This is a genomic window from Streptomyces sp. NPDC029674 (genome assembly GCF_044903205.1).
Classification (GTDB): Bacteria; Actinomycetota; Actinomycetes; order Streptomycetales; family Streptomycetaceae; genus Streptomyces.
The window spans coordinates 428,841-443,674 of sequence record NZ_JBJDPY010000005.1 but is presented as its reverse complement, the minus strand read 5'-3'; the positions used below and the strand labels follow the sequence as shown (position 1 = coordinate 443,674).

The following is a 14,834-nucleotide window of genomic DNA, read 5'->3' as shown; positions in this document are numbered from 1 at the left end:
GTGGCCGGGTGACCCGCTCGGGTCACCAGAACGCGCCGCCACCCCGCGTCTCCGCCTTGAATGGACGAGTGACCGCGCCTCCCGACGACTGCCTCGCGCGCAACGAATGGATCTGCGGTGAGTATCTGAGCACCCGCCGCCAGATCCTGCTCGACGCGGTCGTCCAGCACCTGCAGCTGACGAGCCTCTCCGTCCTGATCGCGCTGGTCGTCGCGGTGCCGCTGGCCGTGCTCGCCCGCCGCTGGGGGTGGGCCGCCGGACCGGTCCTCGCGCTCACCACCGTCCTCTACACCATCCCCTCGCTCGCGATGTTCTCGCTGCTGCTCCCGGTGTACGGACTCTCCGCGTCGCTCGTCGTCGCGGGCCTCGTCCTCTACTCCCTCACCCTGCTCGTGCGGAACATCCTCGCCGGGCTGCGCGCCGTCCCCGAGGACACCCGGCAGGCCGCCCGCGGCATGGGCTACGGCCCGATCCGCCTCCTGCTCACCGTCGAACTGCCGCTCGCCCTGCCCGCCGCCATGGCCGGGCTCCGCATCGCCACCGTCTCCGCGGTCTCCCTCGTCACCATCGGCGCGATCGTCGGCTTCGGCGGGCTCGGCAACCTCATCTACACGGGCATGAACACGTACTTCAAGGCACAGGTGCTCACCGCGTCCGTGCTGTGCGTCGTCATCGCGATCGCCGCCGACCTGCTGCTGCTCGGCGTGCAGCGCGTCCTCACCCCCTGGGAGAGAGCGAGGGCGGCCCGCCCATGAACACACTCGGCGACGCGTGGACGTGGCTCACCGACTCCGCGCACTGGGCCGGCGACGACGGCATCTGGCACCGGCTCACCCAGCACCTCGTCCTCACCGTCGTCTGTCTGCTGCTCAGCTGCCTCATCGCCCTGCCGGTCGCCCTCGTCCTCGGCCACCTCGGCAAGGGCGGCGCGCTCGCCGTCAACATCTCCAACGTCGGACGCGCCGTGCCGACCTTCGCGGTCCTCGTCCTGCTGCTCCTCACGCCCCTCGGCAAGTGGGGCGACGGGCCGACCGTCGTCGCGCTCGTGCTGTTCGCCGTACCGCCGCTGCTCACCAACGCGTACGTCGGCATGCGCGGCGTCGACCGCAGCGTCGTGCAGGCGGCGCGCGGCATGGGGATGACCGGGAGCCAGATGCTGTGGCGCGTCGAACTGCCGCTCGCGCTCCCGCTGGTGCTCAGCGGCGTCCGCATCGCCGCCGTGCAGCTCGTCGCCACCGCCACCATCGCCGCTCTCGCGGGTGGCGGCGGCCTCGGCCGGATCATCACGGCGGGCTTCAACCTGGCGAGCACCCCGCAGGTCGTGGCGGGCGCCGTCCTCGTGGCCGTCTTCGCGCTGCTCGTCGAAGGAGTCTTCGAGGTGGCCGAACGGCTCGCACCGGGCTGGACGCGCAGGCGGGGGAGTACCGGATGAAGCGGCGTGCTGCCGAGCGCCGGACGCAGCGGCGCACAGGGTTCGCGGCGGCTCTCCTCGTCCTCGTGGGCGGCTGCGCGACCGGGCCCTCGCTGGAGAACCGGGGCGAGGTCACCGCGCCACCGGGCGACAGCAAGAACCTCGTCGTCGGCTCCGCCGGCTTCACCGAGTCCGACCTGCTCGCCCAGATGTACGCGCTGCTCCTGAAGAAGGCGGGATACGGCACGCGCATCCTCTCCGTCGCCAACCGCGAGCTCTACGAACCCGCCCTCGAGTCCGGCCAGATCGACGTCGTCCCCGAGTACGCGGCGACCTTCGCGGACTGGCTCAACGCCAAGAAGAACGGCGCCGACGCATCCCCCGTGGGCTCACCCGACCTCGACAGAACCATGAAGGCCCTGCGCCGCCTCGCCGCGCCACGCGGTCTCACCGTCCTCGACCCCGGCAAGGCCGTCGACCAGAACGCCTTCGCCGTCGCCGCCTCGTACGCCGAGCGGCACAAGCTCAAGACGCTCAGCGACCTCGGCCGATCGGGCCTGCGGGTGAGCCTCGCCGCGGGCGACGAATGCGTGCAACGCCCCTACTGCGCCCCCGGGTTGAAGAAGGTGTACGGCATCGACATCACCCGCGTCGACCCCAAGGGCGTCGGCACCACCCAGGCCAAGAAGGCCGTGCAGGGCGGCCAGGACCAGATGGTGCTCACCACGTCGACGGACGCCACCCTCGACAACTTCGGCCTGGTGCTCCTCAAGGACGACAAGCACCTCCAGAACGCCGACTACCTCGTGCCCGTGGTCAACCGCTCCCGTGCGGGAAGTGAGGGCGTCGCGGCCGCCCTGGGCCGCCTCAACCCCGTCCTGACGACCGAGGACCTCGCCTCCATGAACGAACAGGTGGACAGCTGGCGCCGCCTGCCGCAGGACGTGGCAAGGGCGTACTTGGAGGACAAGGGCCTGCTCTGAGCGCCCCTTCAGGGGCGCGGGGAACTGCGCGCCCAGCCACAACCGGCCCGCAGACAGAGAACCGCCCGCACACAGGAAACCGCCCCACCAGCGGAGCGCTCACGCGTCGGCGACCGAGTCGAACTCCACCTCGTCCCGCGCCACACCCTGCGCGTCCGCGTCCACCGAGCGCCGCAGCGCCTCGTGCAGCTTCGCCGGGGTGAGGACGCCGAGGAAGCGGGCGCCGTCCAGAACGGCGACCCAGCCCGCGTCGTGCTGCAGCATCACGCCGAACGCCTGCTTGAGCGGCGCGCCGACCGGCACCCACGAGTTCATCCGGTGCGCCAGGTCACCGACCGTGCCGCCGGTGCCGGCCAGCGCGACCTCGTCGAGCCCCACCCAGCCGTGCAGATCGCCGTCCGCGTCCAGGACGACGGCCCAGCGCGCCTCCTCTGCGCGCAGCCGGGCGGCGGCCTGCGCGGCGGGCTCGTCGAGGCGGGCGATCGGCGGCTCCTCCAGGTCGTCCGTCTGGATCTCGGTGACGGAGAGCCGCTTCAGCCCGCGGTCGGCGCCCACGAACTCGGCGACGTACGGCGTCTCCGGCGCCCCGAGCACCGCCCCCGGCGTGTCGAACTGCTCGATGCGCCCCTGTCCGTACACCGCGATCCGGTCGCCGAGCCGGACGGCCTCCTCGATGTCGTGCGTGACCAGCAGCACCGTCTTGCGCACGGCCGCCTGCATCCGCAGGAACTCGTCCTGCAACTGCTCCCGCACCACCGGGTCGACGGCACCGAAGGGCTCGTCCATCAGGAGCACGGGCGGGTCGGCGGCCAGCGCCCTCGCCACCCCCACGCGCTGACGCTGGCCGCCCGACAGCTGCTCGGGATAGCGGGAGCCGTACGTCTTCGGATCCAGGCCCACCAGGTCGAGCAGCTCCGCCGCACGGGCCCGCGCCTTCGCCTTCTTCCACCCGATGAGAGCCGGAACGGTCGCCGTGTTGTCGAGGATCGTGCGGTGCGGGAAGAGACCGACCTGCTGGATGACATAGCCGATACGGCGGCGCAGGCGCACCGGGTCGACACCGGCGATGTCCTCCCCGTTCACGAGGATGCGGCCCGACGTCGGCTCGATGAGCCGGTTCACCATCATCATCGTGGTGGTCTTGCCGCAGCCGGAGGGACCGACGAGGGTGACCAGTTCGCCCTCGGCGACCTCGAAGGAGAGGTCGTCCACGGCCGTCGTGCCGTCCGGATAGCGCTTGGTCACCTGCTCGAACCGGATCATGTCCTCACGCTAGCCGCGCCCGTCACTCACCGCTCATCAGCACCACCTCCAGGGTGCGCGGGCCGTGCACGCCCTCGACCCGGTCCAACTCGATGTCGCTGGTCGCGGAGGGCCCGGAGATCCAGGTGAGCGGGCGGGCCGGGTCCAGCCGTTCGAGCGCCCGCGGCACGGAGGCGACGACCTGTTCGGGCACCCGTACGACACAGATGTGATGGTCCGGCACCAGGGTGATGCGGCGGCGGCCCTGGTCCGGGGAGCCGTCGAGCACGATCGTGCCGGTCTCGGCGACGGCCACCGCGCAGCCCGTCACGACGCTGTCGACCCGGTCCAGCTCCTGGGGCGTGTTCGCGGCCCGGTCGTGGATCCGCACCGCATCCGCCTCGGCCGGCCAGCCGTGCGGCAGCCCCGGCGGCACCAGCACCGTTTGGGCGCCGTGCTCGGCGAGCAGCCGCATGAGCGTCGTCGGGAGCTCCGCGCGGGTGGCGCGGTGCACGATCGCCCGGTAGTCCGCGAGGTTCTCCGCGAGCAGCTCGACGGTCTCGTCGAGGGTGCGCTCACCGTGCTCGCGGGCATAGTCCCGGCGCACCGCCGCCTCGTACGGCAGGTCGTCGGCCGGTACGTCGGCGAGCGCCCGCCGCACCCGGCCCAGAATCCGGTCCCTGCTGCTCACCTGTCGTTCCTCTCCGCCGTGCCGTCCGTCGTGCCGCCGCGGGTGCGCTGCCACCAGTCGCGGAACGGCTCCGCCGGAACCTCCGGCAGGTCACGGGTCGCGCTCCAGGCCCGCCCCGGCCCGGGGAGCGTGCGCGGATGGAGCCACCGGGTGCGTGCCGCCAGCCGCTGGCCCGCACGCAGCGCACCGGGACGGGCGAACGCCAACCCCGCCGCGCGCATCGCCGCCCGCTCCACCGCGTGCCCCTTGGCGGGCTTCAACGTCACCCTGTTGCCGTGTCGCGTCGCCGCACCGCCCTGCACGACCCGCTCCCTCAGGTGCACGAGGACCTCGGGGATGTCGATGGCGACCGGACACACCTCGTAGCAGGCGCCGCAGAGGGAGGAGGCGTACGGCAAGGAGGCATCGATCGCGCTCTGGGTGCCCCGCAGCTGCGGGCTGAGGATCGCGCCGATCGGGCCGGGGTAGACCGAGCCGTACGCGTGCCCGCCCGCCCGCTCGTACACCGGGCACACGTTGAGACACGCCGAACACCGGATGCAGCGCAGGGCCTGGCGGCCCACCTCGTCGGCGAGGGTGTCGGTGCGGCCGTTGTCGAGCAGGACCAGGTGGAAGGTGCTCGGGCCGTCCTGGTCGGCGGTGCCGGTCCACATCGAGGTGTACGGGTTCATGCGCTCGGCCGTGGAGGAACGGGGGAGTGTCTGCAGGAAGACCTCCAGGTCGCGCCAGGCCGGGACGACCTTCTCGATGCCGACGACGGAGATCAGCGTCTCGGGCAGGGTCAGACACATCCGGCCGTTGCCCTCCGACTCCACGACGACCATCGTGCCGGTCTCGGCGACCATGAAGTTCGCCCCGGAGACGCCGACCTTGGCGCGCAGGAACTTCTCCCGAAGGTGCAGGCGCGCCGCCTCGGCGAGCTCGGCCGGGGTGTCGGTCAGCCCGTCCGGAGCCGGGCGGCCCCAACGGGCCATCCGGCTGCGGAAGATGTCACGGATCTCGCCGCGGTTGCGGTGGATGGCGGGGACCAGGATGTGTGAGGGGCGGTCGTCGCCGAGCTGCACGATGAGCTCGGCGAGGTCGGTCTCGTAGGCGTGGATGCCCGCCTCTTCGAGGGCTTCGTTGAGGCCGATCTCCTGCGTGGCCATCGACTTGACCTTGACGACCTCCGTCTCGCCCGTCTCCTGGACGAGCCTGGTCACGATGCGGTTGGCCTCGTCGGCGTCGGCGGCCCAGTGGACGGTGCCGCCGGCCGCCGTCACCGCCTCCTCCAGTTGGACGAGGTAGTGGTCCAGGTGACGCAGTGTGTGGTCCTTGATCTGCCGGCCCGCCTCGCGCAGCGCGGCCCAGTCGTCGAGCTCGGCGACGGCGCGGGCCCGCTTGTCCCGGATGGTGTGGGTGGCGTGCCGGAGGTTGGCCCGCAGTGTCGCGTCACCGACGGCCTCGCGCGCGGCCCTCGGGAACGCGGGCATACCGACGAAGGTGCCGCCACTGCCGACCGATGTCCCACCGCTCATGACAGGGGCTCCTCTTCTGTGCTCGCCAGGATCTCCGCGATGTGGACGGGGCGCACGGCCGTACGCAGCCGGGCCATCGTGCCGCCGATGTGCATCAGACACGAGTTGTCCGCCGCGCACAGCACCTCGGCGCCGGTCGACTCTGCGTGGCGCACCTTGTCGGCGCCCATCGCCGCCGAGACATCGGAGTTCTTCACGGCGAAGGTGCCGCCGAAGCCGCAGCACTCCTCGGCGCCGGGCAGCTCCACCAGCTCAAGTCTCTTGACCGCCCGGAGAAGCCGCGTCGGCCGGTCGCCGAGCCCGAGCGCACGCAGTCCGTGGCAGGTGGGGTGGTACGTCACCTTGTGCGGGTAGTACGCGCCGACGTCCGTGACGCCGAGGACGTCCACCAGGAACTCCGTCAGTTCATACGTCTTGGGCACCACGGGGGCGAGCGTGCGCGCGAGCCCTTCGCCGCGCCCCTCGGCGCGGGCCCGCTCGCCCATGCGCGGGTACAGCTCCCGCACCATCGCCCCGCACGACCCGGACGGCGTCACGACCGCGTCATACGCATCCGACCCGAATACATCGGAGAAATGCCGGGCGAGCGGCTCTGCCTGGTGGCGGTAGCCGGTGTTGTAGTGCGCCTGCCCGCAGCACGTCTGCGCCATCGGGAAGTCGACGTCGACTCCCAGCCTGGTCAGCAGTTTCACCACTGACCGGCCCGTGTCCGGATACAGCGTGTCGTTGACACAGGTCAGGAACAGGGCGACACGCATCGCGGTTCCTCCTAGTCGGTCATCGGATGATGCAGCGTACGCGGGCCTCGGCGGCCCGCCAACGGGCCGTGTCGCCGCGAGGTTCGTAACGCATCGGTGGCTGGCTGCGGGCCACCAGGGCGCGTGCCTCGGCGCGGTCCGCGACGAGGCCGTGGGCGCGTGCCTGCACCAGAATGTTGCCGAGTGCGGAGGCCTCCGCCGGGCCGGCCAGGAGCGGTATCCCGCAGGCGTCCGCGGTCAGTTGGCACAGCAGCGCGTTACGGGCGCCGCCCCCCACCAGATGCACGACGTCGACCGTGCGTCCGGTCAACCGCTGGGCGTCCGCCAGGGCCCGCCGGTGCGCGAGCGCCAGGGAGTCGAGGACGCAGCGGGTCGTCTCGGCGGGCGAGGCGGGCACGGGCTGCCCGGAGGCGCGGCAGGCCTCGGCTATCCGCTCCGGCATCCGTCCCGGTGCCAGGAACTCGGGCGCACCCGCGTCCACGACCGAACGCAGCGGTTCGACCTCGGCCGCCGCGGCGATCAGCGGGCCCGGGTCGGGTCGGCGCCAGGCGCGCAGGCACTCCTGCAGCAGCCAGAGCCCCATGATGTTGCGCAGGTACCGGACGGTGCCGTCGACGCCCAGCTCATTGGTGAAGTTGGCCGCCCGGCTCTCCTCCGTCAGCACGGGGGCGTCCAGTTCGAGCCCGGCGAGCGACCAGGTGCCGGTGCAGAGGTACGCGAAGCGGGTGCCGTCGGCCGCGGGCACGGCGGCCACGGCGGACGCGGTGTCGTGCGAGGCGACGGCCGTCACGGGGACGTGGCCCGTCAGGCCGGTGTCCCCCAGGACGTGGGGCAGCAGCGGGCCCGCCGGGTCACCCGGCTGCCGCAGCGGCGGGAACAGACCGAGGTCGATGCCGAGGCGGCCGGCCACCTCGTGCGACCAGCCCCGGGTGCGCGGGTCGACAAGCTGCGTGGTGGAGGCGTTGGTCAGCTCGGTACCGAGCCGCCCGGTCAACCAGTAGGCGATCAGGTCCGGGATGAGCAACGCGTGCCGGGCCGACGCCAGTTGGGCAGTCCCGTTGGCGGCCGTGAGCTGGTACAGGGTGTTGAACGGCGCGTGCTGCACCCCTGTCGCCGCATACAGCTCGGCGGCCGGGACCCGCGCCCACACCTGCTCGGCGGCGCCCTCCGTGCGCCGGTCGCGGTAGTGCACCGGGTTGCCGAGAAGCGCGCCGTCGGCGTCCAGCAGGCCGTAGTCGACGGCCCAGCTGTCGATGCCGACGGACGCCACCTGCCCGGCGGCGCGCAGCCCTTCGAGCACGCCTGCGTAGAGGGCGAGGATGTCCCAGTGCAGAGTGGGACCAATGCGTACGGGGGTGTTCGGGAAGCGGTGGACCTCCTCGACGCGAAGGCTGTGGGGACTGCCGGGACTGCCGGGCCCCACCCGGCCGACCATGACGCGCCCACTGGACGCGCCCAGGTCGACCGCGGCGAAGCGGGAGGCTGAGCTGGGAGACATGACGGCTCACTGGGTCGGTGGTGGGCGTGGCGTGGTCCGACGGGGCAGGGGACAGGCAAACGGGGGGGCTCAGCGCAGGAAGGCCGCCGCCACACCCGCGTCCACCGGTATGTGCAGGCCCGTCGTGTGCGAGAGGTCCCCGCCCGTCAGGACGAACACCGCGTTCGCCACGTGCTCGGGCAGAACCTCGCGCTTGAGGAGGGTCCGCTGCGCGTAGAACTCGCCGAGCTTGTCCTCCGGCACGCCGTACACCGCCGCGCGCCGCGCTCCCCAGCCACCGGCGAAGATGCCCGAACCCCGCACCACACCGTCCGGGTTAACGCCATTGACGCGAATCCCCTCCTCACCCAACTCGGCTGCCAGCAGGCGCACTTGGTGGGCCTGGTCCGCTTTGGTCGCGGAGTAGGCGACGTTGTTCGGGCCCGCGAACACCGCGTTCTTGGAGGCGATGTACACGACGTCGCCGCCCATCCCCTGCGCCCGCATCACGCGCGCCGCCTCCCGGGAGACCAGGAAGGAGCCGCGCGCCATCACGGAGTGCTGGACGTCCCAGTCGTGGGCCGTGGTCTCCAGGAGGGGCTTGGACAGGGAGATGCCCGCGTTGTTGACGACCAGGTCCACGCCGCCGAAGGCGAGGACCGCCGCGTCGAACGCCGCGGCGATCTGTGCCTCGCTGGTCACGTCCATGGTGACGGCGATCGCCTTGTCCCGCCCGCCCAGTTCGTCGGCCACGGTGGTCGCGCTCCGTGCGTCCAGATCGGCGACGATCACGCACGCCCCCTCGGCGGCGAGGCGGTGCGCGATCGCCCTGCCGATGCCGCTGCCCGCACCCGTCACCAGGGCCACCCGGGTCGCCAGGGGCTTCGGCGCCGGCATGCGGCGCAGCTTCGCCTCCTCCAGCTCCCAGTACTCGATGCGGAACTTCTCGGACTCCTCGATGGGGGTGTACGAGGAGACGGCCTCCGCGCCCCGCATGACGTTGATCGCGTTCACGTAGAACTCGCCCGCCACGCGTGCGGTCTGCTTGTCCTTGCCGAAGCTGAACATGCCCACGCCCGGCACCAGGACGATCGCCGGGTCGGCGCCGCGCATCGCGGGCGAGTCGGGCTCCGCATGGCGCTCGTAGTAAGCCGCGTACTCCGTGCGGTACTCGGTGTGCAGCTCGCGGAGGCGGCCGATCGTCTCGTCCAGGGGTGCCGTCGGGGGCAGGTCGAGGACCAGGGGCCGGACCTTCGTCCGCAGGAAGTGGTCGGGGCAGGAGGTGCCGAGGGCGGCGAGCCGTGGGTGTTCGGCCCGGGAGAGGAAGTCCAGGACCGGCGTCGTGTCGGTGAAGTGGCCCACCTGCGGGTGGTCCTGGGAGGCCAGGCCCCGGATGACGGGAGCGAGCGCGGCCGCCCGCGCGTGACGCTCGGCGGTGGGCAGCGGGCCGTACCCCGCCAGCTCCGCTCCGAACGGGTCCTGCCTGCCGCGCTCGGCGAGGAAGCGCTCCGCGGTGCGGATCATGTGCAGGGAGTTGCGCGCGCACTCCTCGGAGGTGTCCCCCCACGCGGTGATGCCGTGCCCGCCGAGGACGCAGCCGATCGCCTCCGGGCGCTCCGCCCGCACGGCCGCGATGTCCAGGCCCAGCTGGAACCCCGGGCGGCGCCACGGCACCCACGCCACCGTGTCACCGAAGCACTCGGCGGTCAGCTTCTCGCCGTCGGCCGCACAGGCGAGCGCGATACCGGAGTCGGGGTGCAGGTGATCGACGTGCGCCGCCTCGACCAGGGCGTGCATCGCCGTGTCGATGGACGGCGCGGCACCGCCCTTGCCGTGCAGGCAGTAGTCGAACGCCGCGACCATCTCGTCCTCGCGCTCCACGCCCCCGTACACCCCCGTGAGGGCGCGCAGCCGGTCCAGGCGCAGCACCGCGAGGCCCGACTCCCGCAGCGTGCCGAGATCGCCGCCGGAGCCCTTGACCCACATGAGATCGACGGCTTCCCCGGTCACCGGGTCGGGCGCGGCACCCTTCGCCGACGCGTTCCCACCCGCGTAATTCGTATTGCGCGGATCCGCGCCCAACGCGTGGGCGCGCTCCAGCAGTTCCCTGACACTCGTGTGCTGCTCCTGCTCCTGCTGCTCCATGCCGCTCACGCCCCCCATCCGGCCTGTACGCCGCCGACCCGCTCCTCGACGATCTGCTCCTGCCAGCCTGACCGCTCATAGGCCCCGAGCGGATCAGGGGCGATCCCCAGGTCCTCCCTGACTTCTGCCAGTAGGGGACGCACGTCGGTGCTGTACGCGTCCATCAGCGCACCGTTCGCCGCGAGCACGTCGCCCGAGCGCTGGGCGGCGGCCAGCGCCTCGGCGTCGACGAGCAGAGCCTTCGCCGTGGCCTCTTGGACGTTCATGACCGAGCGGATGATCGCGGGGATCTTCGCCTCGATGTTGTGGCACTGGTCGAGCATGAACGCGACACCCGGCGTGTCGGGGGTGCTCGGCGTGAATCCGCCGCCGCGCACCACCTCGTACATGATGCGGAAGAGCTGGAAGGGATCGGCCGCGCCGACCATCAGGTCGTCGTCGGCGTAGAACCTCGAGTTGAAGTCGAAGCCGCCGAGTCTGCCCTCGCGCAGCAGCGTCGCGACGATGAACTCGATGTTGGTGCCCGGCGCGTGGTGTCCGGTGTCGACGACGACCTGCGCCTTGGGGCCCAGCTTCAGGCAGTGCGCGTACGCGGTGCCCCAGTCGGGGACATCGGTGGCGTAGAACGCCGGCTCGAACAGCTTGTACTCCAGGAGCATCCGCTGGTCGTCGCCGAGGCGGTCGTAGACCGTGCGCAGTGCCTCCGCCAAGCGCTCCTGCCGGTCCCGCAGGTCGTCCTGGCCGGGGTAGTTGGTGCCGTCGGAGAACCAGAGCTTGAGGTCCTTCGAGCCGGTCGCGTCCATGACGTCGACGCACTCCAGGAGGTGTGCGACGGCCTTGCGCCGGATGGCCGGGTCGGGGTTGGTGACCGAGCCGAGCCGGTAGTCGTCGTCCTGGAAGACGTTGGCGTTGATCGCGCCGAGGCGCAGCCCGCGCTCCCTGGCGTACTCGGCGAGCGCTCCGTAGTCGTCGACGCGGTCCCACGGGATGTGCAGGGCGACGGCCGGCGCCACGCCCGTGTGCGCGTGCACGCGGGCGGCGTCGTCCAGCTTCTCGCGTGTGGTCCGCGGGACGCCTGGCTGCGCGAAGACCTTGAAGCGTGTGCCGGAGTTGCCGTACGCCCAGGACGGTGTCTCCAGGGCCTGGGTGGTGAGTGCCGCTTTCACGGCGTTCCTGCTGGGTCCGGCGGTCATCGCGCAGCCTTTCCGAAAGGTGGTTCTACGTGGGTCAGTTGGAGAAGTGGTGCGTTCCGGCGGCCGCAGCGTAGACGGCGCAGCCGTCGTCCATCCGCAGGAACTCGGCCGTTCTATGAGTCACTTGGGAGGCCTTGGCGGCCGGTATCCACACCTCTGCCGTGGTGTGGGCGGGCAGGGTGAGCGTGAGGCGGAACCCGTCCGGGCCGGCCTTCCAACGGGTGGTGACAGGGCCGCGGACCGAGTCGAAGCGGCCTTCCGCCTCGGTCACCCCGCCGCCGGGGCGCGGCCGGACGAGGACCTTGCGGAAGCCCGGTTCGGCGGGGGCGATGCCCGCGATGTTCGCGTACATCCACGCGCCCACGGAGCCGTAGGCGTAGTGGTTGAAGGAGTTCATGCCCGCGTCCTGGAAGCCGCCGTCCGGCTTGATGGAGTCCCAGCGCTCCCACATCGTGGTGGCGCCGCGGTCGATCTGATAGCCCCAGCTGGGGAAGGAGCGCTGGAGCAGGAGCCGGTAGGCGACATCGGTGTGGCCTGTCTCCGTGAGCACGTGCAGCAGGCGGGGTGTGCCGAGGAAGCCCGTGGAGAGGTGCCACTGCTTGGACTTGACGAGTTCGACCAGGCGGTCGGCGGCAGGGCCCCGGTCGTCGGCGGTGAGCAGGTCCATGGAGAGGGCCAGTACGTAGGCGGTCTGTGTGTCGCCCTTCACGCGGCCGGCTCCGGAGACGTACGCGGCGCGGAAGGCGTCCCGCACGCTGCGGAACATCGCCGTGTACGGGGCGGGGTCCTTGCCGAGCACCTCGGCTGCCCGCGCCACGAGGGCCGCGCTGTGCGCGAAGTACGCCGTGCCGATGACGTCCTTCGGAGTCTCGTCCTGGACGTTCAGCCAGTCTCCGTAGCCCTCGGCGGGGCGCAGCCAGCCGCTGCTGTGCTTCTCCAGGTAGTCGAGCCACTTCAGCATCGAGTCCCAGGCCCGCTCCAGTACGCGAGTGTCTCCGTAGGCCTCGTACAACGCCCAGGGGACGGTGACCCCCGCGTCGCCCCAGCCGGCGACGCCCTTGCCGAGCTGCCCCACGAAGGGCGCGACATCCGGGAAGGCGCCGTCGTCCGCCTGGCCGTCACGCAGGTCGTCGAGCCACTTGGTCAGGAAGCGGGCGGACTCCATGGTGTAGGCGGCGGTCGGCGCGAACACGTTGATGTCGCCGGTCCAGCCGAGCCGCTCGTCGCGCGCGGGCGTGTCGGTGGGGATGGACACGAAGTTGCCGCGCTGGCCCCAAGTGATGTTGCTGTGCAGCTTGTTGAGCATCGGGACGTTCGTCCTGAAGTCCATGGTGAACGGCGCCGACGTGTGCAGCACGCGTCCCATTACCGCGTCCAGCGGCGGCTTCCCGGGGTAGCCGGTGACCTCCACGTAGCGGAAACCGTGGAAGGTGAAGCGCGGTTCGTACGTCTCCGTGCCACCGCCCTTGAGGGTGTACGTGTCGGTGGCGCGGGCCGTGCGGAGGTTGGCCGTGTAGAGCGTGCCGTCGGGGTTGAGGACCTCCGCGTGCCGCAGCCGGACCGTCGTGCCCGCGGTCCCTCCGGAGACGGTGAGCCGGACGACGCCGACCATGTTCTGGCCGAGGTCGTAGACGAAGACGCCGGGCTTCGGCTCGGTCATCTTCCGGGCGGAGATCTCGCTCTCCACGCGCGTGGGTGCGTCGACAGCGGCGACGAGCTCGGCAGGCACCTTGTCCACGGTGTCGGCGGCGGCCCAGCCGGAGTCGTCGAATCCGGCGCGGGTCCAGCCCGGGGTCTCCCGGCGTGCGTCGTACTCCTCGCCCGACATCAGGTCGGCGCCGGTGACCGGGCCGAGTGCGGCACGCCACCCGGGCCCGGACAGGACGCGTTCGGTCGTCCCGTCGGTGTACGTCACCTCCAGCTGGGCGAGGAGCGCGGGGCGTTCGCCGTACTGGTGGGGGCCGAACCAGGCGATGTTCCCCGCGTACCAGCCGGTCGCGAGCGTCACGCCGAGGGCGTTCGCCCCGGAGGTGACCAGCTCCGTCACGTCGTACGTCCGGTACTGGACGCGCTTGCGGTAGTCCGTCCAGCCCGGCGCGAGACGGTCCTCGCCGACACACCTGCCGTTGAGGTGCGCCTCGTAGAGGCCGAGCGCGGTGGCGTACAGCCGGGCCCGCGCCACCTTGCGGCCGCGCAGGCGGAACTCGTGGCGCAGCTGCGCGGCGGGGGAGTGGGCGGGCACCACCTTGCCCCACGGGCCCGCGCCCCACGCGGCGAGGACCTTGGCGGCCGCCCAGGAGCCGTCGTCGTATCCGGGGGAACGCCACTCTCCGGAGGGCTCCTTGTCGGCGGTCCGCCATGTGGCGTCGGTGACGACGGTGCGCACGCCGTCGGCGGTGGTCAGTTCCAGGAGGCCGAGCAGGCCGGCGGGTCCGGCCGTGGCGTTGGTCGCGGAGACGGCGAGGACCGCGGCGCCGGCAGCCAGGTGCTCGGTGACGTCCACGAGCACGGGCCGGCGCCAGTTGTCGGCGGCGCTGTCGGCCTCGGTGCGGGCCACGCGCGTGCCGTTCACGTACGCGGTGAATCCGTCGTCGGCCGTGAGGACGAGGCGGGCCCGGCGCACGCCCTGCGGCACCTCGAAGCGTCCGCGGAACCACCGTGTGGCGGCGGGAGCGCTGTCGGCCGGTTCCCCTTCGGGGAACCAGATCCAGGAGGCTCCGTCCAGGGCGGGGGTGCCGACGAGCGCGGCGGGCGCGCCGATCCAGCGTGCGGACCAGTCGGACGCCGCGGTGAGACCGGTCTCCCACCAGGACGGCTCGCTCCACGGGGAGGGCCGTCCGGCGGCGTCCCAGACGCGGACCGACCAGAAGTAGCGTGTGCGTGACTCGAGTTCGGGCCCTGCGTACGGGACGAGAACCGAATCGGGCGACTTCACTTTGCCGCTGTCCCACACGTCGGGCTCGTCGAGGCGGTCCGCCGCGGTGGCGACCCGTATCCGGTAGGCGCTCTGGGCCTGCCCCGGCGTGTCGGAGGCCATGGGCCAACTCAGCCTGGGGCGCGGGGTGTCGAGGCCGAGCGGATGTCTCGCGTACTCGACGGTGGGCCGGGTGACGCGCAGGGACTTCGCGGCGGTGCCGGTGACGGGCGCCGCGGCGGAGGCGGGCGTGGCCCCCGTGGCGGCGGTGGTGCCCGCGACGGCCGTGCCCAGGGCGATGGTGCCGGTGGTGCCGAGCAGTCGTCTTCTGCTGATCACAACGGAGCTCCGTAACGACTCGGGGATGAATCGTTTCACGGACCGCGAAGCTAGGCACAGGGATTGCTGCTGTCAAGAGGTCCGGCAGGGAGGAGTCGCGGCTCAACCCGCGAAATCCCGTGCGGCCACAGGATTCTCAAGTCCTGCCCATTGACGGTGCAGTT

General features: G+C 71.9%; 11 protein-coding genes. 3 read left to right on the top strand and 8 right to left on the bottom strand.

Going from position 1 to position 14,834, the window contains the following annotated elements:
* The first annotated feature begins 68 nt into the window (after positions 1-68).
* The 3 genes from ACI2L3_RS15380 to ACI2L3_RS15370 are packed head-to-tail and all read left to right on the top strand — an operon-like array spanning position 69 to position 2,394.
* The gene (locus tag ACI2L3_RS15380; protein WP_404752853.1) at positions 69-755 is read left to right on the top strand and encodes an ABC transporter permease; all 687 of its coding nucleotides are present in this window, start codon (positions 69-71) and stop codon (positions 753-755) included.
* Positions 752-1,432: an ABC transporter permease gene (locus tag ACI2L3_RS15375; RefSeq protein WP_404752852.1), complete on the top strand. Its 681-nt coding sequence runs from the start codon at positions 752-754 to the stop codon at positions 1,430-1,432. The genes ACI2L3_RS15380 and ACI2L3_RS15375 overlap by 4 nt, the downstream gene beginning before the upstream one ends.
* Complete coding sequence (locus ACI2L3_RS15370; RefSeq protein WP_404752851.1) at positions 1,429-2,394, top strand: ABC transporter substrate-binding protein; 966 nt, start codon at positions 1,429-1,431, stop codon at positions 2,392-2,394. The genes ACI2L3_RS15375 and ACI2L3_RS15370 overlap by 4 nt, the downstream gene beginning before the upstream one ends.
* A gap of 99 nt (positions 2,395-2,493) precedes the next feature.
* Here ACI2L3_RS15370 and ACI2L3_RS15365 read toward each other — a convergent pair whose 3' ends face one another.
* The 8 genes from ACI2L3_RS15365 to ACI2L3_RS15330 form a co-directional block, all read right to left on the bottom strand.
* Complete coding sequence (locus tag ACI2L3_RS15365) at positions 2,494-3,657, bottom strand: ABC transporter ATP-binding protein (protein WP_404752850.1); 1,164 nt, start codon at positions 3,655-3,657, stop codon at positions 2,494-2,496.
* 22 nt (positions 3,658-3,679) lie between these two features.
* A complete protein-coding gene (locus tag ACI2L3_RS15360) occupies positions 3,680-4,327 on the bottom strand; it encodes a lactate utilization protein C (protein WP_404752849.1) in 648 nt (215 codons plus the stop codon).
* Positions 4,324-5,844: a LutB/LldF family L-lactate oxidation iron-sulfur protein gene (locus ACI2L3_RS15355; RefSeq protein WP_404752848.1), complete on the bottom strand. Its 1,521-nt coding sequence runs from the start codon at positions 5,842-5,844 to the stop codon at positions 4,324-4,326. The genes ACI2L3_RS15360 and ACI2L3_RS15355 overlap by 4 nt, the downstream gene beginning before the upstream one ends.
* Positions 5,841-6,602, bottom strand: a complete 762-nt coding sequence (locus ACI2L3_RS15350; protein WP_404752847.1) for a (Fe-S)-binding protein — start codon at positions 6,600-6,602, stop codon at positions 5,841-5,843. Before ACI2L3_RS15350 ends, ACI2L3_RS15355 begins: the two co-directional genes overlap by 4 nt.
* Positions 6,603-6,621: 19 nt before the next feature.
* On the bottom strand, positions 6,622-8,100 hold the full coding sequence (locus ACI2L3_RS15345; RefSeq protein ID WP_404752846.1) for a rhamnulokinase family protein: 1,479 nt from the start codon (positions 8,098-8,100) through the stop codon (positions 6,622-6,624).
* A gap of 69 nt (positions 8,101-8,169) precedes the next feature.
* Positions 8,170-10,242 (bottom strand): bifunctional aldolase/short-chain dehydrogenase, encoded by a 2,073-nt coding sequence (locus ACI2L3_RS15340; RefSeq protein ID WP_404752845.1) that lies wholly within the window; start codon positions 10,240-10,242, stop codon positions 8,170-8,172.
* Positions 10,230-11,417 carry an L-rhamnose isomerase gene (rhaI, locus tag ACI2L3_RS15335; protein WP_404752844.1) on the bottom strand — a complete coding sequence of 396 codons (1,188 nt, stop codon included), beginning with the start codon at positions 11,415-11,417 and terminating at the stop codon, positions 10,230-10,232. The genes ACI2L3_RS15340 and rhaI overlap by 13 nt, the downstream gene beginning before the upstream one ends.
* 34 nt (positions 11,418-11,451) lie before the next feature.
* The gene (locus ACI2L3_RS15330; protein WP_404752843.1) at positions 11,452-14,670 is read right to left on the bottom strand and encodes an alpha-L-rhamnosidase; all 3,219 of its coding nucleotides are present in this window, start codon (positions 14,668-14,670) and stop codon (positions 11,452-11,454) included.
* Positions 14,671-14,834: the final 164 nt, after the last annotated feature.

Excerpts from the sequence above, each read along its gene's own strand:
- ACI2L3_RS15375 (WP_404752852.1), top strand. The coding sequence starts at position 752 with ATGAACACACTCGGCGACGCGTGGACGTGGCTCACCGACTCCGCGCAC.
- ACI2L3_RS15370 (WP_404752851.1), top strand. The coding sequence starts at position 1,429 with ATGAAGCGGCGTGCTGCCGAGCGCCGGACGCAGCGGCGCACAGGGTTC.
- ACI2L3_RS15365 (WP_404752850.1), bottom strand. The coding sequence starts at position 3,657 with ATGATCCGGTTCGAGCAGGTGACCAAGCGCTATCCGGACGGCACGACG.
- ACI2L3_RS15355 (WP_404752848.1), bottom strand. The coding sequence starts at position 5,844 with ATGAGCGGTGGGACATCGGTCGGCAGTGGCGGCACCTTCGTCGGTATG.
- ACI2L3_RS15350 (WP_404752847.1), bottom strand. The coding sequence starts at position 6,602 with ATGCGTGTCGCCCTGTTCCTGACCTGTGTCAACGACACGCTGTATCCG.
- ACI2L3_RS15345 (WP_404752846.1), bottom strand. The coding sequence starts at position 8,100 with ATGTCTCCCAGCTCAGCCTCCCGCTTCGCCGCGGTCGACCTGGGCGCG.
- ACI2L3_RS15340 (WP_404752845.1), bottom strand. The coding sequence starts at position 10,242 with ATGGGGGGCGTGAGCGGCATGGAGCAGCAGGAGCAGGAGCAGCACACG.
- rhaI (WP_404752844.1), bottom strand. The coding sequence starts at position 11,417 with ATGACCGCCGGACCCAGCAGGAACGCCGTGAAAGCGGCACTCACCACC.